The following is a 19,738-nucleotide window of genomic DNA, read 5'->3' on the forward strand; positions in this document are numbered from 1 at the left end:
TGCTGCTACGGGGCGGCAGGGGCGCGAGTACGAGGGAGCAAACCTATGTCCAAATTCTGTCTTTCGCGGTTTGTCGCCGCGGCGCTGATCGCCATCTCTGGCGCGGCACTGGTGACGGCGTCGTTTGACGCCGAAGCCCGCCGTGCCGGCGGCGGCAGCAGCGTCGGCCGCCAATCCTCCAACGTGACCCAGCAGCGCCAGGCGACCACGCCGCCGGCCGCCGCCAACAACACGGCTGGCGCCACCGCCGCCCCGGCAGCCGCCGGCGCGGCCACGGCCGGCGCCGCGGGCGCTGCCGCCAAGAGCGGCGCTTCGCGCTGGCTCGGCCCCATCGCCGGCATCGCCGCTGGCCTGGGTATCGCCGCCTTGCTGTCCAGCATGGGCCTGTCGGGCGCCTTCGCCGAATTCCTCGGCTCCGCGCTGCTGATCGCCGCCGTCGTGTTCGCCGTCATGTTCATCATCCGCCGCCTGCGCGGCGCCGGTCCGCGCACCGCCACGCAGGGCGCGTTCAACGGGTCCAACAACACCCCGGGCCAGCAACAGCAGCCGATGTGGCGCGAATCGCTGAAGCCGGCGGCTCCTGCCGCTGCGGCAGCGGTCGCCGCTCCGGTCGCCGCCGCTGCCCCGGCCGCGATGCCCAAGGCGGGCGACGACAACAACTGGTTCGTGCCGGGTGATTTCGACACGCCCAACTTCCTGAAGCAGGCCAAGGATCAGTTCGTGCGCATCCAGGCCGTGTGGGACAGCGGCAGCACCGATGGCCTGCGCGAGTTCCTGACCGACGACCTGATCACCGAGCTCAAGCCGCAGCTGGCCGAGCGCGGCGCGGCGCCCAACAAGACCGAAGTGGTCTTGCTGAACGCCGAAATGCTGGGCATCGAAACCGTTTCCGACGGCCACCTGGCCAGCGTGCGCTTCTCCGGCATGCTGCGCGAAGCCCCGGGCGCCGAGGCCTTCCGCTTCGAGGAAGTGTGGAATCTGTTCAAGCCTGCCAATGGCGGCTGGCTGCTGGCCGGCATCCAGCAGATCCCGGTGGATCTCGCCAGCTGAGCCTGGCCGGCCGGGTCCGAATCCCGCCTCCGTTGCGGATGCCGCAAGGCATCTGTTTGAACCGGCCCTTAAAGGGCCGGTTTTTCCATGTGCTTGCGCAAAACACCCATTCATCCAACCCGTTACACTCCCGATTTACCCATTAACTTCGGCAACCCCGGCAACCGGGGCCGTTGCAGACCGTCATGCTGCCTTTTCCGTTCCTGCCCACCCCCTCGCGACTGGCTGTAAGCGCGCTCAACGCCCTGTTGCGGCGCGAGGACTGGGCGCGCGAGCGCCTCGCCCGGCACGCCGGCAAGACCGTGCGTTTTGCGCTGGGCGGCTTCAGCCTGGGCCTGACCATAGACAGCGAAGGCCTGGCGGCCCAGGCCGATGCGGCCGTGGTGCCCGACGTGACCCTGACGGTCGCGCCTGAAAAGCTGCCGCTGCCGCGCCTGGGCGCGGACCGCGAGACGCCCGACTTCGCCGAGGCGACCCATATTTCGGGCGACGCGGCGCTGGCGCAAGTGGTGGCGGACCTGTCCAAGCAACTGCGCTGGGATCCGGAAGACGCGCTGGCCCGGGTGGTGGGCGACATTGCCGCGTTGCGCCTGGTGGGCGGCGCCCGCGCCGCGGCGGGCGGCGCGCGCACGGCCGGCCTGCGCCTGGCCGAGAACGTGTCGGAATACCTGTCCGAGGAAAGCGGCATGCTGGCAAGCCGCCCCGCGCTGGAGCAATGGCGCCTGGACCTGGCCGAACTGAATGCCCGCGCCGACGCGCTGGCCCGCTCGGCCGCCGCGCTGCAAACCCGTCTGGCATCCGCCAGCGCAAAGCGGGGCGTCTGATACATGTTTCCCCTGCTGCGCCTCTTCCGCATCATCCTGGTTTCGCTGCGCTACGGCCTGGACGAGTTGGTGCTCTCCAGCCTGAACCATCCGCTGGCCACCTGCCTCCTGCGCGTCATCCGCCTGGGCACGCGTCCGCGCAAGCCGCGGGGCTTGAGGCTGCGCCTGGCGCTGGAATCGCTGGGTCCGATCTTCGTCAAGTTCGGGCAGGTGCTGTCCACCCGCCGCGACCTGATCCCCGCCGACATCGCCGACGAACTGGCCTTGCTGCAGGACCGCGTGCCGCCGTTCCCCTCGGCCCAGGCCGCTGCCTGCATCGAAACGGCGCTGGGTGCGCCGCCCGAGAAGCTGTTCGCCCAGTTCGAAGTGGACCCGGTGGCCTCGGCCTCGATTGCCCAGGTGCACTTCGCCGTGCTGCACGACGGCCGCGAGGTCGCGGTCAAGGTGCTGCGTCCGGGCATGCTCAGCATCATCGAGAAAGACCTGTCGCTGCTGAAGGTGGTGGCGCGCATCATCGAGCGCCTGGGCGCCGACGGCCGCCGTCTGAAGCCGCGCGAAGTGGTGGCCGAGTTCGACAAGTACTTGCACGACGAGCTGGACCTGGTGCGCGAAGCCTCCAATTGCAGCCAGCTGCGCCGTAACTTCGGCCCCGAGTCCGGCCGCGGCGACATGCTGATCGTGCCTGAGGTGATCTGGGAATACACCGCATCCACCGTGTTCACCATGCAGCGCATGTACGGCATGCCGGTGGGCCAGGTGGAGCGCATGCGCCAGGCCGGCATCGACATCCCGACGCTGGCGCGCACCGGCGTGGAGATCTTCTTCACGCAGGTCTTCACCGACGGCTTTTTCCACGCCGACATGCACCCGGGCAACATCTACGTGTCGGATCGCCCGGATACGCTGGGCAGCTATATCGCCCTGGACTTCGGCATCGTCGGCTCGCTGTCCGAGTTCGACAAGAATTACCTGGCGCAGAACTTCCTGGCCTTCTTCCACCGCGACTATCGTCGCGTGGCGCAGTTGCACATCGAATCGGGCTGGGTGCCGCCCGATACGCGCGAAGAAGAGCTGGAGGGCGCGGTGCGCGCCGTCTGCGAACCTTACTTTGACCGGCCGTTGTCGGAGATCTCACTGGGGCAGGTGCTGCTGCGCTTGTTCCAGACCTCGCGCCGGTTCAATGTGGAGATCCAGCCGCAGCTGGTCCTGTTGCAGAAGACCTTGCTGAACGTCGAGGGATTGGGCCGCCAGCTCGATCCCAACCTGGATCTCTGGAAGACCGCCAAGCCCTATCTGGAACGCTGGATGCGTCAGCGTGTCGGATTCAAGGGGCTGCGGCAGAGCCTGGAAAAAGAAGCCGCGCAGTGGTCGCAAATGCTGCCCGCTTTGCCCAGGCTGGTCCATGACCACCTGAGCCGTCCGAATGTCTCGCCCGCCTTGCTGGCCGAGATGATCCAATTGCGGCGGGCGCAGGAACAGAACAACCGGCTGGTTGCAGCGCTGGTTGGGGTGGCGGCGGTCGCCATCGGGGTCGCGTTATGGGCCTTGACCCGATAGGCGGCGCGATGATCTAGACGGCATCTGTCATGTTTCATTCATGAAACGGTCATCATAGCTTCGCGGTATACGGCGAAAAATAGCGCTGCGGTGGATGAATGCAGCGCCCTCGCCGGCAAGGCGCGCGCCATTCATTAATTTCTATATCTATAGCCCCACTAGCGGGACGAATACAAGGGCAGACCATGCTTTATCCTGAACTCTTCAAGACCATGGAAGCTGTGCGCTGGAACATGGCGCATGACATACCCTGGGGTGATTTCGATCGCAGCAAGCTCTCGGACGAGCAAGCCCACACGATCAAGATGAATGCCATCACGGAATGGGCAGCCTTGCCGGCCACCGAAATGTTCCTGCGCGACAATCGTGGCGACAGCGATTTCTGCGCGTTCATGTCGGTGTGGTTCTTTGAAGAGCAGAAGCATTCGCTGGTGCTGATCGAATACCTGCGCCGCTTTTGCCCGGACCTGGTGCCCACCGAGGAAGAACTGCACAACGTGCGCTTCGAGTTCGATGCCGCGCCCGAACTTGAAACCCTGATGCTGCACTTTTGCGGCGAGGTCCGCCTGAACCACTGGTACCGCCGCGCCGCTGAATGGCACACGGAGCCGGTCATCAAGGCCATCTACAAGACAGTGGCCCAGGACGAGGCCCGCCACGCTGGCGCCTACCTGCAATACATGCGCCGCGCCCTGCACGACCGCGGCCAGGACACCAGCGAGCAGGCCCGCCTGGCGTTCTCCAAGATCGGTGTGCTGATGGCCTCGGCCGGCCGTACGCAGCAGGCCCTGCACCCGACCAACCTGCATGTGAACAAGGACCTGTTCCCCAACGACACGGTGCAGTCGCGCCTGCCGGAACCGGGTTGGCTGGAGCACTGGCTGGACACGCAGATCCGCTTTGACGGCGAGTGGGAGCAGAAGGTCGCCACGCGCATCCTGCACATCCTGTCCAAGCTGATGGACCGCAGCTTCGAAACGGTGAAGGACCTGAACCGCTACCGCAAGGAAATGACGGCCCTGATCGTGCCCAAGGAAAAGCAGATCATCCTGGGCGGCGCCTGAGGCGGGGCGATACAATCGCCGCATGCCTGCCGCCCGTTTCGAATCCAAGGTCCTGTCCCGCGACGAATGCGTCGCCGCCGTCGCCGCCGGCCGCTTGCCGCGGCCGCTGGTGTTCACCAACGGCGTCTTCGACATCCTGCACCGGGGCCACGCGACCTACCTCGACCAGGCCGCCCAGCTGGGCGCGACCCTGGTGGTGGCGGTCAACACCGACGAGTCGGTGCGCCGTCTGGGCAAGGGCGCCGAGCGCCCGCTGAACCGCATGGAAGACCGCGCCGCCTTGTTGGCCGCGCTGGGCTGCGTGACCGTGGTCACGTCTTTTCATGAAGACACGCCCGAGGCTCTGATCGGCCAGCTCAAGCCCGACCTGATCGTCAAGGGCGGCGACTACGACATGGAAAAGCTGCCCGAGACCGCCCTGGTCAAGTCCTGGGGCGGCCGCGCGGTGGCGATTCCGTTCGAGTTCGAGCGCTCGACCACGGCGCTCGTGAAGAAAATCCAGAGCCAGTAACCGCAGGCCCCCGCAGCGGGGTCAGCGCGGCTCGCGCAGCAAGCGGTTGATCGCTTCCAGGTCCGTTTCGGCCAGGATGCCGCTGGTGGCCTTCAGACGCAGGCTGGTGAGCACGGTGCTGTAGCGCGCCAGGGCCAGGTCGCGCTGGGTGGCGTAAAGCTGCTGCTGGGCGTTGAGCACGTCCAGGTTGATACGCACCCCGACCTCATAGCCGGTGCGATTGGCCTCGACCGCGGCGCGGCTGGATTTTTCGCCGGCCTCCAGGGCCTGGATCCGGGCCAGCCCGCTGGTCACGCCGGTGTAGTACTGGCGCGCGGACTGGACGGCCTGGCGGCGCGCCGCCTCGTAGTCGTGGCGAGCCTTTTGCTCCAGCTGGACCTTTTCGGTCACTTGCGACGAGACGCCGCCGCCGGAGTACAGCGGAATCGACAGCACCACTCCGATCGTGCTGTCTATCGGCTTGCCCGGCGCGGCATTGCGCATGACGGCGTCGCTGGCGCTGCCGCTGCTGGCGCGCAGGTTCAGGGTGGGGTAATGGCCGCTCTTGGCGATCTGGATCTCGCGGCCGGCGATGCGGGTCAAGAGTTGCGCGCGCAGCACGTCCAGGCTGGAAGCCTCGGCCTGGTTGCTCCAGTCGGCCACGCGGGCGGGCTGCGGCGCCGGCAGCTGCACGCCGTAGGGCAGTTCGGCCAGCGCGCCCGGCGCCGTGCCGATGATCTTGGCCAATTCGTCGCGGCGGACTTCCAGGTCGTTCTGCAGGCGCAGTTCCTGCGCCACCACCAGGTCGTAGCGCGACTGCGCCTCGTAGGTGTCGGTGATGGTGGCGTTGCCGAGTTCAAAGTTGCGCTTGGCGGACTCCAGCTGCCCGGCCACGGCGGCCTTTTCGGCTTCGGTGGCGGTCAGCGTGTCCTGGGCATAGAGCACATTGAAATAGGCGTCGGCCACGCGCAGCAGCAGGTCCTGGTAGGCCTGCTGCAGTTGCACTTCGACGTCGGCGACGATCAGCTTGGATTGTTCGAAGTTCTGCCAGCGGCCCCAGTCGAACAGCGGCTGGGTCAGGGACAGGTCCCAGACGCCGCGGCCGCCGCTGTAGGCCACGCCCAGGCCGCGGGTGCTGCGGGTTTCCTGGTAGGCGCCGCCGGCTTCGGCGGAGATCAGGGGCAGGAGCAGGGAACGGGCCTGGGGTTCTTTTTCCAGGCCGGCGCGGTAGTTGGCGCGCGCGGCGGCGTAGATCGGGTCATTGCCCAGCGCCGATTGCCAGATCTGGATCAGGTTCTGCGCGCGGACAAGCGATGGGCCGACGCTCGCGGCGCAGGTAAAAACCAGTAAAGCCGTTAGCAATCGGACACGCATGATGATCAACGATACGCCGGGTCGCCCGGGGCGCCGCTGCCCCGTCAGAGGGGCAGGCGCCCGGCTGCGGGGTTGGGGATCAGAACTTGAACTGCGAGACCGCGACGCCGCGCAGCGGCTTGATGACGGTTTCGAACAGGTTCACGGTTTCGAAGCTGGCCGCAGTGGTGCGGGTGATGCGACAGGCGGTCATGACGGGGGCCTGGCCCACGACCACGACCAGGCGGCCGCCCACGCGCAGCTGGTACTTCAGCGCGTCGGGGACGGTCGGCACGGAACCCGTGACGAGAATGGCGTCGTATTCGGTGGAGCCCCAGCCGTTGCGGGCATCGCCGGTTTCGACCTTGACGTTGGTGACGTTGCTCATCTGCAGGTTCTGCTGCGCGAACGTCACCAGGCGGCTGTCGATCTCGACCGAGGTGACCTGCTGCGCCAGGTAGCCCAGCAGCGCGGCCTGGTAGCCGGAGCCGGTGCCGATTTCCAGCACACAGTCGGACTTGGTCAGCAGCAGCTCTTGCGCCAGGCGGGCTTCCACCTTGGGCGCCAGCATGTTCTGGCGGGTGTTGACCGCGTTGATCTCAAGCGGCAGTTCCAGGTCGGAAAACGCCAGCGCGCGCAGGGCCGGCGGAACGAATTGTTCGCGGCGCACATCGAACAGCGCTTGCAGCACGTTGGCGTCCAGAACATCCCAGGGGCGGATCTGCTGTTCCACCATGTTGAAGCGGGCTTGTTCTACGTCGGGCAGGGTCGAAGCGTTCATGACGGTCAGAAAAAACAGAGGAATCAACAGACCATTGTACCGATTCGTAGCGTCCTGTGACGCCGCGCCCCGCCGACAGATGTTTCAGGCGCTGCCCGCGCCTACCACCAGGCGTGGAAGTGGTGCACCGGGCCGTGGCCGGAGCCCACCGACAGGCGCTCGGCGTGGCGGATGGCTTCCGTCAGGTAGGCCTTGGCGCGGCGCGCGGCCTCGGGCACGTCCCCGGTTTGCGGCAGCAGCGCGGCCAGCGCCGCCGACAAGGTGCAGCCGGTGCCGTGGGTGTTGACGGTTTCGATGCGGTGGCCGGGCAATTCGATCATGCGGTCGCCGTCGTGCAGCAGGTCGATGGTCTCGCTGCCGGGCAGGTGGCCGCCCTTGACCAGCACCCAGCGTTCGCCCGAGTGCGCCAGCTTGTTGCGCAGGCGCTCGGCCACGCGCCGCATTTCCTTGACCGTTTCCACCGGGCGCTCTTCCAGCAGCACGCCGGCCTCGGGCAGATTGGGCGTGAGCAGGGTGGCCTGGGGCAGCAAGGCCTCGCGCATGGCGCCCACGGCGTCGCGCTCCAGCAGCAGGTCGCCGCTCTTGGCCACCATGACCGGGTCCAGCACCACATGGGCCGGGGTCCATTTGGCGAGCTTCTCGGCCACCACCTGGATCACCGGCTGCTGGCCCAGCATGCCGATCTTGACCGCGTCGATGCGCACGTCCGCGAACAGCGTGTCGATCTGCTGGCCGACAAAGGCGGGCTGGACCGCCGAAATGCCGGTGACGCCCTGGGTGTTCTGCGCCGTCAGCGCCGCGATCACCGCGCAGCCGTAGGCGCCCAGCGCGCTCATGGCCTTGACGTCGGCCAGGATGCCGGCGCCGCCGGACGGGTCGACGCCGGCGATGGTCAGCGCGTTGGGGATGGGACGGCCGCTGGCGGCCTGCTGGCGGCTGCTCATTTGGGGGCGCCGGCGGTAATCAGCCCTTCGGTGGGCGAGCTGGGGGCGCCGCTGTACAGCTTCTTGGGCATGCGGCCGGCCAGGAAGGCCTCGCGGCCGGCTTCCACGCCCTTCTTCATGGCGCTGGCCATCAGGATGGGATCGCGCGCGCCGGCGATGGCGGTGTTCATCAGGACGGCGTCGCAGCCCAGTTCCATGGCGATGGCCGCGTCCGACGCGGTGCCCACGCCGGCGTCCACCACGATGGGCACGCGGGCCTGGTCGATGATGAGGCGCAGGTTCCAGGGGTTGAGGATGCCCATGCCCGAGCCGATCAGCGAGGCCAGCGGCATCACGGCCACCGCGCCCAGGTCTTCCAGCATGCGGCACTGGATGGGATCGTCGGTGCAATACACCATGACCTTGAAGCCGTCGTCCACCAGGGTCTTGGTGGCCTTGAGGGTTTCGGGCATGTTGGGGAACAGGGTCTGCGGGTCGCCCAGCACTTCCAGTTTCACCAGGTCGTGGCCGTCCAGCAGTTCGCGCGCCAGGCGCAGCGTGCGCACGGCGTCGTCGGCGCTATAGCAACCGGCGGTATTGGGCAGCAGCGTGAATTTCGACGGCGGGACGTAGTCCAGCAGGTTCGGTTCGCCGGGGTTCTGGCCGATATTGGTGCGGCGGATGGCGACCGTGACGATTTCGGTGCCGCTGGCATCCAGCGCCGCGCGGGTCTGTTCAAAGTCCTTGTACTTGCCGGTGCCGACGAGCAGGCGCGACGAGTAGGCGCGGCCGGCGATGGTGAGAGTGTCTTGAGTGGTCATGGCGGAGGTTCAAAGGGCGGGTGCGCACGATGCGAGGCCCGCGGGGACTGGCGATTCGTTGCTCGAATGATAAAGCACGACGCCGCACGGCAGAGGCGTCCGTTGAAATGCGGCGTTCCACTATTTGAAGATCGTGGCGTGCGCGGACCAAGATCAGCGCAACCGGTCCAGGTCGGCGCAGATCGTCTCGGCGGCGTCGATCAGGCGCGGACCCGGGCGGTACAGGGCGTCGGCGTCGACGCCGTACACATGGCCCAGTCGGGCCGCGGGCAGCCCCAGCGCCTGCCAGGCGGCCAGGTTGCGGGCGGCGTCCTGCGGGCGGGAGATGCCGGCCAGCACCGCCTCGGGCCGCGCCGCCAGCACGCTTTCCAGCGTGACCTGGGGCGCTACCACGGGCGCCTGGCCGAAGACGTTGACGCCGCCGCAGACGCGCAGGGCATCGCTGACGATGCTGCTGTTGTTCAAGGTGTAGATGGGATCCAGTCCCGCCTGCACGAACACGCGCACGGGGCGGCGGCCGGCATAGCGCGCGGCCAGGGCGTCCAGGCGCGCGCGCAGGGCCTGGGCCGCGGGCCGCGCCTGCGCCTCGGTGCCGAACAGCGTGCCCATGCGTTCGACCGCGTCGGGGATGGCGGCCAGGGTCTGTGGATCGCTGTAGAACACCGGCACGCCCAGCTTGTCCATCACGCGCGCCAGCGGCGCGGCGGCGGCGGGTTGCCAGGCGATCAGCAGGTCCGGGCGCACGGCCGCCACGCGTTCGGGATCGGGCTGGGTGCCGTCGCCGATCACGGGCAACTGGCGGGCGGCGGGCGGATAGTCGCTGCCGCGGATGGTGGCGGCGATGCGGTCGCCTGCGCCTGCCGCAAAAACGAGTTCGGTCGCGTGCGGCGCCAGGGTGACGGCGTGCCGGGCAGGAGCGGTCAGCGAGACCGCCCGGCCCTGGTCGTCGCGGACCTGGATGGCCGCGGCCGTGGCAGAGGCAGGCCCGGAAGCCGTCGCCGGACTTGCCGCGGAACCTGCAGCGGTCTGCGCCGCAGCTTGGCCGGCCGTGGCGCCGACCGCGCACAGCAGCGTACTCAGGGCCAGGAACAGCCCCGGAACGATGCGAGAGCGGGCGCTTGCGTGGGTCATGCAGGAAGCCGATATAGCCAGTGGGGAACGCCGACTATATCGGATGTCCGCGTTCAATAGCGCAGCGTGAGCGACGCGTAGAAGTTGCGGCCCGGCGCGGGGTACAGGCTGTAGTTGGCGACGGGGCCCAGCATCTCGAAGGACGCGTTGCCGCCGCGGATGCCGTAGGTGGCGTACTGGCGGTCGAAGATGTTGTTCACGCCGATGGCGCCTTCGATGTTGCGCGTGAACTTGTAGGCCACCTTGGTGTTGAACAGCACGTAGGCGTCCAGTTCCTTGGCGAACTGGTTGGCCTGGTCGTTGTCCATGCGCGACTTGCCCACGTATTGCGCCGTGACGTTCCACAGGAACGCATCGGTGGGGCGCCAGGTCACGCCGGCGTTCGCCAGCCACTTGGGCGCCAGCGGCACGGTCTTGCCCGCCAAGTCCACGCCGGCGTAGGTGCCGGAGCGGAACTGCGCTTCCATCCAGGTCAGGTTCGCGTCCAGCGAGACGCTGCTGGAAATCGCGGTGTGGCCTTCCAGTTCGATGCCTTGGCGGCGGGTCGGGTCCAGGTTGGTGTTGGCGCCGGTGCCCGGGCCCCAGATGCCATCGGCCAGCGGGTTGTACTGGATCTCGTTGGTCAGGTCGTAGCGGAAGTACGACAGGCGGGCGCTGCTGCTGGCCGACTGCCAGGTCACGCCGATTTCCTTGTCGGTCGACGTCTGCGGCGCCAGCGGGTTCTGCACCGACAGCAGTTCGTCTGCATTGGGCAGGCGGAAGCTGCGGCCGACCTTGCCGTACACGCCGAAGCCGGCGGGCAGGTCCTGGCGCACGCCCAACTGCCAGGCGGTCAGGTGGTTGCTGCGATCCGACGCCGTGCCCGAGCCGGAGATCACGTCCAGGTCGTCGGATGCGTACTGGCGGCGCACGCCGGCCGTCACGTAGGTGCTGTCGGTAGCGCGCACCTGGCCCTCGGCGAACAGGCCGTACTGGTGCTGGCGCGACTGCCACTTCGACGGCTGGAAGTCGTAATAGGCGTTCTGGTTGGCGGTGGTCTTGGCCTCTTGCCCGTCGGCGCCGAAGACGATGCTGTGGCCGCCGTTGATCGGCAGGCGGTAGCGCACGCTGGCGATGTTCTCTTCCAGCTTCTGATCGCGCTGGATGTCGCCGAAGCCGTCGTACGTCAGGCCGTCCAGCTTCTTCTCGCGGGTCGACAGGTCGGCGTACAGGGTGCCGGCGCCTATCGCCTGCTCAAGCTGCAGGCCGAAGGTGGTGGTGGTGGTCTTGACGAAGTCGATGTCGTTCTTCGAGCCGCGCGGGTCGTCCTGGTATTCGTTCAGGCCGGTGGTCGGATTGATCGTGCGCGGGCCGGGCAGTTCCAGCTTCTGCGTGGTGGTGCGGCCATACAGGCGGATCGAGCCGTCGTCATGGCGGAAGGTGATGCCGCCGCCGCCGCCTTCGCGGCGCTCGCCGCTGTGGTCGCGGTAGCCGTCGCTGTGCAGCGACTGCATATAGGCGTCGACGCCGACCTTCTCATTGTTCAGCGCCACGGCGGCGTCGTACTGGCGCAGGCCGTAGCTGCCGAAGGTGGCGGTGGCGCGGGCGGTGACCGGCTCCTTGGCGAAATCCGAACGCGTGATGATGTTGATCACACCGCCGGTGGTGCCGCCGCCGTATTGCACCGAGCCGCTGCCGCGCACGATTTCAATGCGTTCGACCTGGTCCAGCGGCACCACGCCCAGGCTGGGCGCCGACAGGTCGTTGGTGTTTTGCTTGACGCCGTCGATCAGGATCAGCGTGTTGCTGGCGCCGGTGATGCCGAAGCCGCGCAGGTCGACGATGGAGTTGTCGCTGGAGCTGCTGGTGTTGATCAGGTGGATGCCGGCCTGGGTCGACAGCACGTCCTGCATGGTGCGGGCGCTCGCTGCGGCGATGTCTTCGGCGGTGATGACCGAGATCGACACCGGCAGCGTACGGCCGTCGGTCGGCACGCGCTGGGCAGTGACGGTGACGGCGTCGAGCTGGGGAGTGGTGGAGGCGGTTTGCTGGGCGGCGGCGACGGCCGGGGCGGAGCAGAGCAGGGCGCCGGCATAGCGCCGGATGGAGCGGATTTTCATCTACGTAACCTCGATGCGACCCGCGACCCCGCAGGCCATACACGATGGGGAGGACGCCCACGCCGCAGCGGGCCGGTGAGGGCCTGGCGGTATTGCATGGACTTCCTTGCGATCGAACTGGCCGGTATCGGGCTGCCATGGGCGCGTCGCGCGCATGGGGACCGTTGCGGGGGCAGCACAGGCTGGAGCCAGGGTTGCCGGCGCCTTGTGGGGCCGCAGTCCTGGGAGGTTCTTCCTGTTTCCCGTTTACCTTTCGCGCGCGGCCGGCAAGTGTTGCGTTCTTGCCTGGCCCGTACGCCGAAAGCACCGGTTCGGGGCCGAAACTGTATCACCCGGAGGCGCGAACAGGCCCATTTTGTTACGATCAGGGCTTGTTTTTGCGGCGTTTTTCGCTTTTTCGCCACATAGCGTCGCTGTCGCCAACTCCATCCGGACCTGCCCGTGTCGTATCCCCGCCTGCCTTACCCGCCCGAAGCCTATACCCACGGCGGCGAATTCGCCCGCCTGCTGGGCAAGCGCATCCTGATCCTGGATGGGGCCATGGGCACCATGATCCAGCGCTACAAGCTGGGCGAGGCGGACTTCCGCGGCGAGCGCTTTGCCGCCCACGGCAAGGACGTCAAGGGCAACAACGAACTGCTGTCGCTGGTGCGGCCGGACGTGATCTCCGAGATCCACCGCCAGTACCTGGAAGCCGGCGCCGACGTCATCGAGACCAACACCTTTGGCGCCACCACCATCGCACAGGGCGATTACGAGCTGCCGGCACTGGCCTACGAACTGAACCTGGTGTCCGCCCGCCTGGCGCGCGAGGCCTGTGATGCCTACAGCACGCCCGACCGCCCGCGTTTCGTGGCCGGCGCGCTGGGTCCGCAGCCCAAGACAGCGTCCATCTCGCCGGATGTGAACGATCCGGGCGCCCGCAACGTCACCTTCGAGGAACTGCGCGTCGCCTATGTCGAGCAGCTCAATGGCCTGCTGGACGGCGGCATCGACATCGTCCTGATCGAAACCATCTTCGATACCCTCAACGCCAAGGCGGCGATCTTCGCCACCGAGGAAGTGTTCGAGGCGCGCGGCGTGCGCCTGCCGGTCATGATCTCGGGCACGGTGACCGACGCGTCGGGCCGCATCCTGTCCGGCCAGACCGTGGAAGCCTTCTGGAACTCGGTACGCCACGCGCGCCCCATCACCATCGGCCTGAACTGCGCCTTGGGCGCGGCGCTGATGCGGCCCTACGTGGCCGAGCTGGCCCGCATCTGCGATACCTACGTCTGCGTCTATCCCAACGCCGGCCTGCCCAACCCCATGGCCGAGACCGGCTTTGACGAAACGCCGGCCGATACCTCCGCGCTGCTGGAAGAATTCGCCCGCGCCGGGCTGGTGAACATGTCGGGCGGCTGTTGCGGCACTACGCCGGACCACATCCGCGAGATCGCGGCCAAGGTCATGTCGTTGACCCCGCGCGCCGTGCCGGACATTCCGGTCAAGACTCGCCTGTCGGGCCTGGAGCCGCTGAACATCGACGAAGACACGCTGTACGTCAACGTCGGCGAACGCACCAACGTGACGGGCAGCAAGATGTTCGCCCGCCTGATCCGCGAAGAAAAATACGACGAGGCGCTGGCGGTGGCCCGCCAGCAGGTCGAGAACGGCGCGCAGATCATCGACATCAACATGGACGAGGCCATGCTGGATTCGGTGGCCTGCATGCGCCGCTTCCTCAACTTGATCGCCTCCGAGCCCGACATCGCGCGCGTGCCGATCATGATCGACAGCTCCAAGTGGGAAGTCATCGAAGAAGGCCTGAAGTGCGTGCAGGGCAAGCCCGTGGTGAACTCGATCTCCATGAAGGAAGGGCTGGAGCCCTTCCGCCACCATGCGCGCCTGTGCCGCCGCTATGGCGCGGCCGTGGTGGTGATGGCCTTCGACGAGCTGGGCCAGGCCGACACGCTGGAGCGCCGCAAGGAAATCTGCGGCCGCGCCTACAAGATCCTGGTCGAGGAAGAAGGCTTCCCGCCCGAGGACATCATCTTCGATCCGAACGTCTTCGCGGTCGCCACCGGCATCGACGAGCACAACCACTACGCCGTGGACTTCATCGAAGGCACGCGCTGGATCCGCGAGAACCTGCCCCACGCCCGCATCTCGGGCGGCGTGTCCAACGTCAGCTTCTCGTTCCGCGGCAATGAGCCCATGCGCGAGGCCATCCACACGGTGTTCCTCTATTACGCCGTCAAGGAAGGCATGACGATGGGCATCGTCAACGCCGGCCAGCTGGGCGTGTACGCCGACCTGGACCCCAAGCTGCGCGACCTGGTCGAGGACGTGGTGCTGGACCGCGCCGAGCCCGTCGGCAAGACCGAAGCCGACGACGAGCGCACGCCGACCGAACGCCTGGTGCAGTTCGCCGACAGCGTGAAGGGTTCGGGCGCCAAGAAGGAAGAAGACCTGGCCTGGCGCGACGCTGAAGTGGAAAAGCGCCTGTCGCACGCGCTGGTGCACGGTATCACCACCTTCATCGTGGAAGACACGGAAGAAGTGCGCCAGAAGATCTTCGACCGCGGCGGCCGCCCCATCGAAGTGATCGAAGGCCCGCTGATGGACGGCATGAACGTGGTCGGCGACCTGTTCGGCGAGGGCAAGATGTTCCTGCCGCAGGTGGTGAAATCCGCCCGCGTCATGAAGCAGGCCGTGGCCCACCTGATTCCCTTCATCGAGGAAGAAAAGCGCCAGATCGCGGCCGCCGGCGGCGACGTGCGCGCCAAGGGCAAGATCGTCATCGCCACCGTCAAGGGCGACGTGCACGACATCGGCAAGAACATCGTGTCGGTGGTCCTGCAGTGCAATAACTTCGAAGTCGTGAACATGGGCGTGATGGTGCCCTGCGCCCAGATCCTGGAAAAGGCCAAGGAAGAGAACGCCGACATCGTCGGCCTGTCCGGCCTGATCACGCCCAGCCTGGAAGAAATGGCCTATGTGGCCAGCGAAATGCAGCGCGACGAGTACTTCCGCAGCCGCAAGCTGCCGCTGATGATAGGCGGCGCCACCACCAGCCGCGTGCACACCGCCGTGAAGATCGCGCCCAACTACGAAGGCCCGGTCATCTACGTGCCGGACGCCAGCCGTTCGGTGGGCGTGGCGACCAACCTGATGTCCGACCAGTCTGAAACGTACCTGGCCGAGCTGGCCGAGGAATACGAAGAGGTGCGCCGCCGCCACGCCAACCGCAAGGCCACGCCCATCCTGCCGCTGGCCGAAGCGCGCGCCTCGCGCCCCGCGATCGACTGGGACAACTACACGCCGCCGCGTCCCAAGTTCATCGGCCGCCGCACCTTCAAGAGCTACGACCTGGCCGAGATCGCCAAATACGTGGACTGGGGCCCGTTCTTCCAGACCTGGAGCCTGTTCGGCCCGTTCCCGGCCATCCTGGACGACAAGGTCGTGGGCGAGCAGGCGCGCAAGGTCTACGCCGACGGCCTGGCCATGATGAAGCGCATCATCGAAGGCCGCTGGCTCACCGCCAACGGCGTGGTGGGCTTCTATCCGGCCAACAGCATCAACGACGAAGACATCGAGGTCTACAAGGACGAGACCCGCAGCGAGGTGCTGTTCACCTACCGCAACCTGCGCCAGCAGGGCGCAAAGCGCGAGGGCGTCAGCAACAAGTCCCTGTCCGACTTCATCGCGCCCAAGTCCAGCGGCAAGCTGGACTACATCGGCATGTTCGCGGTCACGGCGGGCCTGGGCATCGAGAAGAAGGAAGCGGAATTCGAAAAGGCGCTGGACGATTACTCCAGCATCATGTTGAAGTCCCTGGCCGACCGCCTGGCCGAAGGCTTCGCGGAATGCCTGCATGCCCGCGTGCGCCAGGACCTGTGGGGCTATGCGCCCGACGAGGCCCTGTCCAACGAGGACATGATCGCCGAGAAATACGTGGGCATCCGCCCTGCGCCAGGCTACCCGGCCTGCCCGGAACACGTCATCAAGACCGACATGTTCCGCGTGCTGGACGGCGCCGACATCGGCATGATGCTGACCGACAGCTACGCCATGTACCCGGCTTCCAGCGTGTCCGGCTTCTACTTCAGCCACCCGCAGTCGCAGTATTTCAACGTGGGCGTGATCGGCGAAGACCAGCTGCAGGACTACGCCGCCCGCAGCGGCCGCAGCATCGAAGACCTGAAGCGCACCTTGGCGCCGAACCTGGGCTGACGGTTTGGGGGCGTCAGGCCTACATGCCTGTCAGCCCCCTGTCCTCCACGCGATTCTGCCCGCCAGGCGACCGCGCCGTCACGGCGGCTATTCGCCGTGGTGGGTCTTGCCCTTGCCCACGTAGGGAATGGCGTGATCGATGGTTTCCCAGATATAGCGCCCGGACGGGCTTTGCTGTTCCTCGGCCACGTGCGACACCAGGCCGGCCGCGCGCGAGATGACGGCGAAGCCGCGCATCAGTTCGGTCGGCACGCCGATCTCGCTGAGCAGCGCCGCCACCGCGCCGGTGGCGTTGATGGTGATGTGCTTGCCGTAGGTCTCGTCGATCGCGGCCGACAGCAGGCGCAGCGCCTTGAGCGAGTCGCCCTTGAGGTCCGGTTCGGCCCGGGCCAGCGCCAGCAGCTTGATCGAGCGCGGATCGTCGGGCTTGTGCAGATGGTGGCCGAAGCCGGGCAGGGCGCTGCGCGATGCGCGGAATTCGCGGGCGATCGTCAGCGCCTCCGCGTGGCCGTCATCGGCCTGGCGGATGCGGTCGAGCAGGCGCGAACAATTTTCCATGGTGCCGACGAACTGGCTGCCCACCGCCATCAGGCCGGACGCCACCGCGCCCTGCAGGTTCTCCGGCGCGCTCATGTAGATCAGCCGCGTGGCGATGGCGCTGGGCGTCAGGCCATGCTCCATCAAGGTGACCAGCACGGCGTCGACGATGCGCAGGTCCACCGGGCGCGCCTCGCGGCCCAGGATCTGCATGATCATGACTTCGGTGAACGTCTTCTTGCCGATCAGGTCCTCGACCAGATCCACGTCGCGGTAGGACATGCCGGTGAGGTGATGTGCGCAGAGGCGGGTTTCGGGCGTTTTCATGGGGTCTCCTTCTGGGCCGCGTCGCGCACGGCATTTTTCAGCACCTTGCCCACGCTGGAGCGCGGCAAGCTGTCATGGATGTGGAACTGCTTGGGCGTGGCCACGGGGCCGAGCAGGGCGCGCACGTGCGCCTTCAACTCGTCCGCGCTGGCCTGTGCGCCGGGATGGAACTGCACGGCGGCGTGGACCGCTTCGCCCCACTTGTCGTCGGGCAGTCCGAACACCGAGCACTCGTAGACGGCGGGATGCGCGGACAGCGCGTTCTCCACGTCCACTGGGTAGATGTTGAAGCCGCCTGTGATGATCACGTCGCGCAGCCGGTCCTTCAGGAACAGATAGCCGCGCGCATCGATCAGGCCGGTGTCGCCGGTATGCAACCAGCCGTCCAGCACCGTTTCGGCGGTCTTTTCGGGCAGGCGCCAGTAGCCCGACATGACCAGGTCGCCTTGCACCACGACCTCGCCGATCTCGCCGCGCGGCAGCAGCGCGCCGTCGGGCGCCATGATGGCCATGTCGGTGAGCCAGGTGACGCGCCCGACCGAGGCGCGGTTCTCCGGCGCTTCGAGGTCGGCGGGGCGCAGCGCAGTCACGATCTGCGGCGCCTCGGTCTGGCCGTAGGTGGTGCCCAGCACCGGGCCGAAGAATTCGCGCGCCCGGTCGATCTTTTCCACGGGCATGGGGGCGCCGCCGTAGATCAGGTTGCGCAGCCGCGGGAAGTCGGCGCGCGAGACGCCGGGCTGCGCCATGATCATGTAGATCAGCGTGGGCGGCATGAAGCTCAGCGTGCCGCCCCGTTCGCGGAAGGCGGCGGTGATGCTGGCCGGCGTCACGCCGTCCAGCAGCAGATGGGCGCCGCCGCGCGCCAGCACCGGCAACAGATAGGTGCCGGTGCCGTGCGTGATGGGGGCGGCCACCACATAGCGGTCTTCCTGCGTGAGGCCCCAACTGGCGATCTGGTTGATGATGCCCGCGTTCCACGCGTGGTACGGCTGCATCACGCCCTTGGGCAAGCCGGTGGTGCCGCCGGTGAACTTGATGGCCTGGGTGGCGTCGCGCGGCAGCGCGTGGCGTTGCGGATCGCGTCCGGCGCAGCGGGCCAGCAGTGCGTCCAGCGGCAGCGGCGCCGACGCATCGTCCAGATGGATGTGGCGGCGGTCTTGCGGCGCCTGGGCCGCGGGCGCCAGCGGCGCGCCTACGCTGTCCACGATCACGATGGACGGTTCGGTGGCGTCCAGGATGCGTCCGATCTCGCGTTCCGTGCTGCGGTAGTTGAGCGGTACCCACACCTTGCCGCTGGCCAGCACGGCCAGCAGCGCCAGGATGTGCCGCGCGGAGTTGCCGGCGCAGATCGCCACCCGCGTCTGCGGCGCGGGATCCAGTTCTTGCAAGGCCGCGGCCAGCGCCCGCGTATCGGCGGCCAATTGCGAGTAAGTGACCTGGCCTTCGGGGCCGTCCAGCGCGATGCGGTCCGGATACTGCTCGGCGGCGCGGAAGAAGAAATCTATCGGGTACATCCTGGTGTTCCTAGTTGGCTTTGAGGTTGGCGCTCTTGACGACCTTGCCCCATTTGTCGATCTCGCTGGCGATCTTCTGGGCGTAGGTCTCGGGGGTGTTGGGCTGCTGTGGCGCGTAGAAGCCGGACTGCTGGTAGGACGCCTGCAGCGCCGGGCTGGCCAGCGCCTTGTTGATGGCCTGGTTCAAGCGCTCGACGACGGGTTTGGGGGTGCCGGCCGGCGCCATCACGCCGAACCAGGATTCCACCTCGAAGCCGGGCAGGCCGGATTCGGCCAGCGTGGGCGTGTCGGGCGCGGAGGGCAGGCGCTGCGGCGAGGTCACGCCGATGGCGCGCAGCTTGCCGGCCTGCACGTGCGGCAGCGACGAGGGCAGGTTGTCGAACATGGAATCCACCTGGCCGCCCAGCAGGTCGGCCACGGCCGGGCCGCTGCCGCGGTATGGCACGTGCAGGATGTCGGTGCCGGTCTGCATCTTGAACAGCTCGCACGACAGGTGGATGGACGAGCCGCTGCCGGACGAGGCGCAGGTCAGCTTGCCGGGGTTCTTCTTGGCGTAGGCCACGTATTCCTGCACCGTCTTGACCGGCAGCTTGGGATTGACCACCAGAATGTTCGGAATGGTCGCCAGCAGGCCCACGGGCTCGAAGCCCTTCACGAAGTCATAGTTGAGCTGGCTGTACAGCGTGCGGTTGATGGTGTTGGCGATGGAACCCACATACAGCGTGTAGCCGTCTGGCGCGGCGCGCGCGACGATTTCCGCGCCTATGTTGCTGTTGGCGCCGGTCTTGTTCTCGACCACGATGGTCTGGCCCAGCTCTTCCGACAGGGACTTCGCCATCAGGCGCGCCACGATGTCGGTGGCGCCGCCCGCCGCGTAGCCGACCACCAGCGTCACGGGACGCTCGGGATAGGGCTTGGCCGCCAGGGCCGGGGCTGCGAGCAGCGCGCCCAGGGCGGCCGCCGCGGCGGCCCACCGCTTGCTTTGCATCTTCATTGTTGTCTCCGTCCTGTTTGTCTAATATTTGGACAACTCTGCGTCTGTCCAACTTCAT

15 protein-coding genes are annotated in these 19,738 nt (G+C 67.3%); 6 read left to right on the forward strand and 9 right to left on the reverse strand.

Features of this window, described 5'->3' with window-relative positions; translation table 11 throughout:
- Positions 1-45: 45 nt before the first annotated feature.
- The 5 genes from AXYL_RS02480 to rfaE2 all read left to right on the forward strand — a co-directional run bounded on the left by AXYL_RS02480 (position 46) and on the right by rfaE2 (position 5,006).
- Positions 46-1,050 (forward strand): Tim44 domain-containing protein, encoded by a 1,005-nt coding sequence (locus AXYL_RS02480; RefSeq protein ID WP_013391252.1) that lies wholly within the window; start codon positions 46-48, stop codon positions 1,048-1,050.
- Positions 1,051-1,235: 185 nt separating this feature from the next.
- Positions 1,236-1,874, forward strand: a complete 639-nt coding sequence (locus tag AXYL_RS02485) for an SCP2 domain-containing protein (protein ID WP_013391253.1) — start codon at positions 1,236-1,238, stop codon at positions 1,872-1,874.
- A gap of 3 nt (positions 1,875-1,877) precedes the next feature.
- Complete coding sequence (gene ubiB / locus AXYL_RS02490; protein WP_013391254.1) at positions 1,878-3,431, forward strand: ubiquinone biosynthesis regulatory protein kinase UbiB; 1,554 nt, start codon at positions 1,878-1,880, stop codon at positions 3,429-3,431.
- Between the two features lie 185 nt (positions 3,432-3,616).
- A complete protein-coding gene (locus AXYL_RS02495; protein WP_013391255.1) occupies positions 3,617-4,495 on the forward strand; it encodes a ferritin in 879 nt (292 codons plus the stop codon).
- A 22-nt stretch (positions 4,496-4,517) separates the two neighbouring features.
- Positions 4,518-5,006 (forward strand): D-glycero-beta-D-manno-heptose 1-phosphate adenylyltransferase, encoded by a 489-nt coding sequence (gene rfaE2, locus AXYL_RS02500; protein WP_013391256.1) that lies wholly within the window; start codon positions 4,518-4,520, stop codon positions 5,004-5,006.
- A 21-nt stretch (positions 5,007-5,027) separates the two neighbouring features.
- Here rfaE2 and AXYL_RS02505 read toward each other — a convergent pair whose 3' ends face one another.
- The 6 genes from AXYL_RS02505 to AXYL_RS02530 form a co-directional block, all read right to left on the reverse strand.
- On the reverse strand, positions 5,028-6,359 hold the full coding sequence (locus AXYL_RS02505; protein ID WP_013391257.1) for a TolC family outer membrane protein: 1,332 nt from the start codon (positions 6,357-6,359) through the stop codon (positions 5,028-5,030).
- 79 nt (positions 6,360-6,438) lie between these two features.
- Positions 6,439-7,119, reverse strand: coding sequence for a protein-L-isoaspartate O-methyltransferase family protein (locus tag AXYL_RS02510; RefSeq protein ID WP_013391258.1), 681 nt, complete (start codon positions 7,117-7,119; stop codon positions 6,439-6,441).
- Between the two features lie 101 nt (positions 7,120-7,220).
- The gene (thiD, locus tag AXYL_RS02515) at positions 7,221-8,063 is read right to left on the reverse strand and encodes a bifunctional hydroxymethylpyrimidine kinase/phosphomethylpyrimidine kinase (protein ID WP_013391259.1); all 843 of its coding nucleotides are present in this window, start codon (positions 8,061-8,063) and stop codon (positions 7,221-7,223) included.
- On the reverse strand, positions 8,060-8,863 hold the full coding sequence (locus AXYL_RS02520) for a thiazole synthase (RefSeq protein ID WP_013391260.1): 804 nt from the start codon (positions 8,861-8,863) through the stop codon (positions 8,060-8,062). Before AXYL_RS02520 ends, thiD begins: the two co-directional genes overlap by 4 nt.
- A 153-nt stretch (positions 8,864-9,016) precedes the next feature.
- Positions 9,017-9,994, reverse strand: a complete 978-nt coding sequence (locus tag AXYL_RS02525) for a cobalamin-binding protein (RefSeq protein ID WP_013391261.1) — start codon at positions 9,992-9,994, stop codon at positions 9,017-9,019.
- Positions 9,995-10,047: 53 nt separating this feature from the next.
- Positions 10,048-12,093, reverse strand: coding sequence for a TonB-dependent receptor (locus AXYL_RS02530; RefSeq protein ID WP_013391262.1), 2,046 nt, complete (start codon positions 12,091-12,093; stop codon positions 10,048-10,050).
- A 441-nt stretch (positions 12,094-12,534) separates the two neighbouring features.
- On the opposite strand from AXYL_RS02530, the gene metH reads away from it, so the two are divergent.
- Complete coding sequence (gene metH / locus AXYL_RS02535; protein ID WP_013391263.1) at positions 12,535-16,308, forward strand: methionine synthase; 3,774 nt, start codon at positions 12,535-12,537, stop codon at positions 16,306-16,308.
- A gap of 87 nt (positions 16,309-16,395) precedes the next feature.
- Here metH and AXYL_RS02540 read toward each other — a convergent pair whose 3' ends face one another.
- The 3 genes from AXYL_RS02540 to AXYL_RS02550 are packed head-to-tail and all read right to left on the reverse strand — an operon-like array spanning position 16,396 to position 19,680.
- Positions 16,396-17,172, reverse strand: a complete 777-nt coding sequence (locus AXYL_RS02540) for a citryl-CoA lyase (RefSeq protein WP_013391264.1) — start codon at positions 17,170-17,172, stop codon at positions 16,396-16,398.
- Positions 17,169-18,686: a class I adenylate-forming enzyme family protein gene (locus AXYL_RS02545; protein ID WP_013391265.1), complete on the reverse strand. Its 1,518-nt coding sequence runs from the start codon at positions 18,684-18,686 to the stop codon at positions 17,169-17,171. Before AXYL_RS02545 ends, AXYL_RS02540 begins: the two co-directional genes overlap by 4 nt.
- 10 nt (positions 18,687-18,696) lie before the next feature.
- On the reverse strand, positions 18,697-19,680 hold the full coding sequence (locus AXYL_RS02550) for a Bug family tripartite tricarboxylate transporter substrate binding protein (RefSeq protein WP_013391266.1): 984 nt from the start codon (positions 19,678-19,680) through the stop codon (positions 18,697-18,699).
- Between the last annotated feature and the right edge of the window lie 58 nt (positions 19,681-19,738).

This window comes from Achromobacter xylosoxidans A8, from assembly GCF_000165835.1.
Taxonomy (GTDB): Bacteria; Pseudomonadota; Gammaproteobacteria; order Burkholderiales; family Burkholderiaceae_B; genus Achromobacter; species Achromobacter xylosoxidans_B.

What these genes read in the sequence shown, in the direction of transcription:
- AXYL_RS02480 (WP_013391252.1), top strand. Translation starts at nt 46, where the DNA reads ATGTCCAAATTCTGTCTTTCGCGGTTTGTCGCCGCGGCGCTGATCGCC.
- AXYL_RS02485 (WP_013391253.1), top strand. Translation starts at nt 1,236, where the DNA reads ATGCTGCCTTTTCCGTTCCTGCCCACCCCCTCGCGACTGGCTGTAAGC.
- ubiB (WP_013391254.1), top strand. Translation starts at nt 1,878, where the DNA reads ATGTTTCCCCTGCTGCGCCTCTTCCGCATCATCCTGGTTTCGCTGCGC.
- AXYL_RS02495 (WP_013391255.1), top strand. Translation starts at nt 3,617, where the DNA reads ATGCTTTATCCTGAACTCTTCAAGACCATGGAAGCTGTGCGCTGGAAC.
- rfaE2 (WP_013391256.1), top strand. Translation starts at nt 4,518, where the DNA reads ATGCCTGCCGCCCGTTTCGAATCCAAGGTCCTGTCCCGCGACGAATGC.
- AXYL_RS02505 (WP_013391257.1), bottom strand. Translation starts at nt 6,359, where the DNA reads ATGCGTGTCCGATTGCTAACGGCTTTACTGGTTTTTACCTGCGCCGCG.
- AXYL_RS02510 (WP_013391258.1), bottom strand. Translation starts at nt 7,119, where the DNA reads ATGAACGCTTCGACCCTGCCCGACGTAGAACAAGCCCGCTTCAACATG.
- thiD (WP_013391259.1), bottom strand. Translation starts at nt 8,063, where the DNA reads ATGAGCAGCCGCCAGCAGGCCGCCAGCGGCCGTCCCATCCCCAACGCG.
- AXYL_RS02520 (WP_013391260.1), bottom strand. Translation starts at nt 8,863, where the DNA reads ATGACCACTCAAGACACTCTCACCATCGCCGGCCGCGCCTACTCGTCG.
- AXYL_RS02525 (WP_013391261.1), bottom strand. Translation starts at nt 9,994, where the DNA reads ATGACCCACGCAAGCGCCCGCTCTCGCATCGTTCCGGGGCTGTTCCTG.
- AXYL_RS02530 (WP_013391262.1), bottom strand. Translation starts at nt 12,093, where the DNA reads ATGAAAATCCGCTCCATCCGGCGCTATGCCGGCGCCCTGCTCTGCTCC.
- AXYL_RS02540 (WP_013391264.1), bottom strand. Translation starts at nt 17,172, where the DNA reads ATGAAAACGCCCGAAACCCGCCTCTGCGCACATCACCTCACCGGCATG.
- AXYL_RS02545 (WP_013391265.1), bottom strand. Translation starts at nt 18,686, where the DNA reads ATGTACCCGATAGATTTCTTCTTCCGCGCCGCCGAGCAGTATCCGGAC.
- AXYL_RS02550 (WP_013391266.1), bottom strand. Translation starts at nt 19,680, where the DNA reads ATGAAGATGCAAAGCAAGCGGTGGGCCGCCGCGGCGGCCGCCCTGGGC.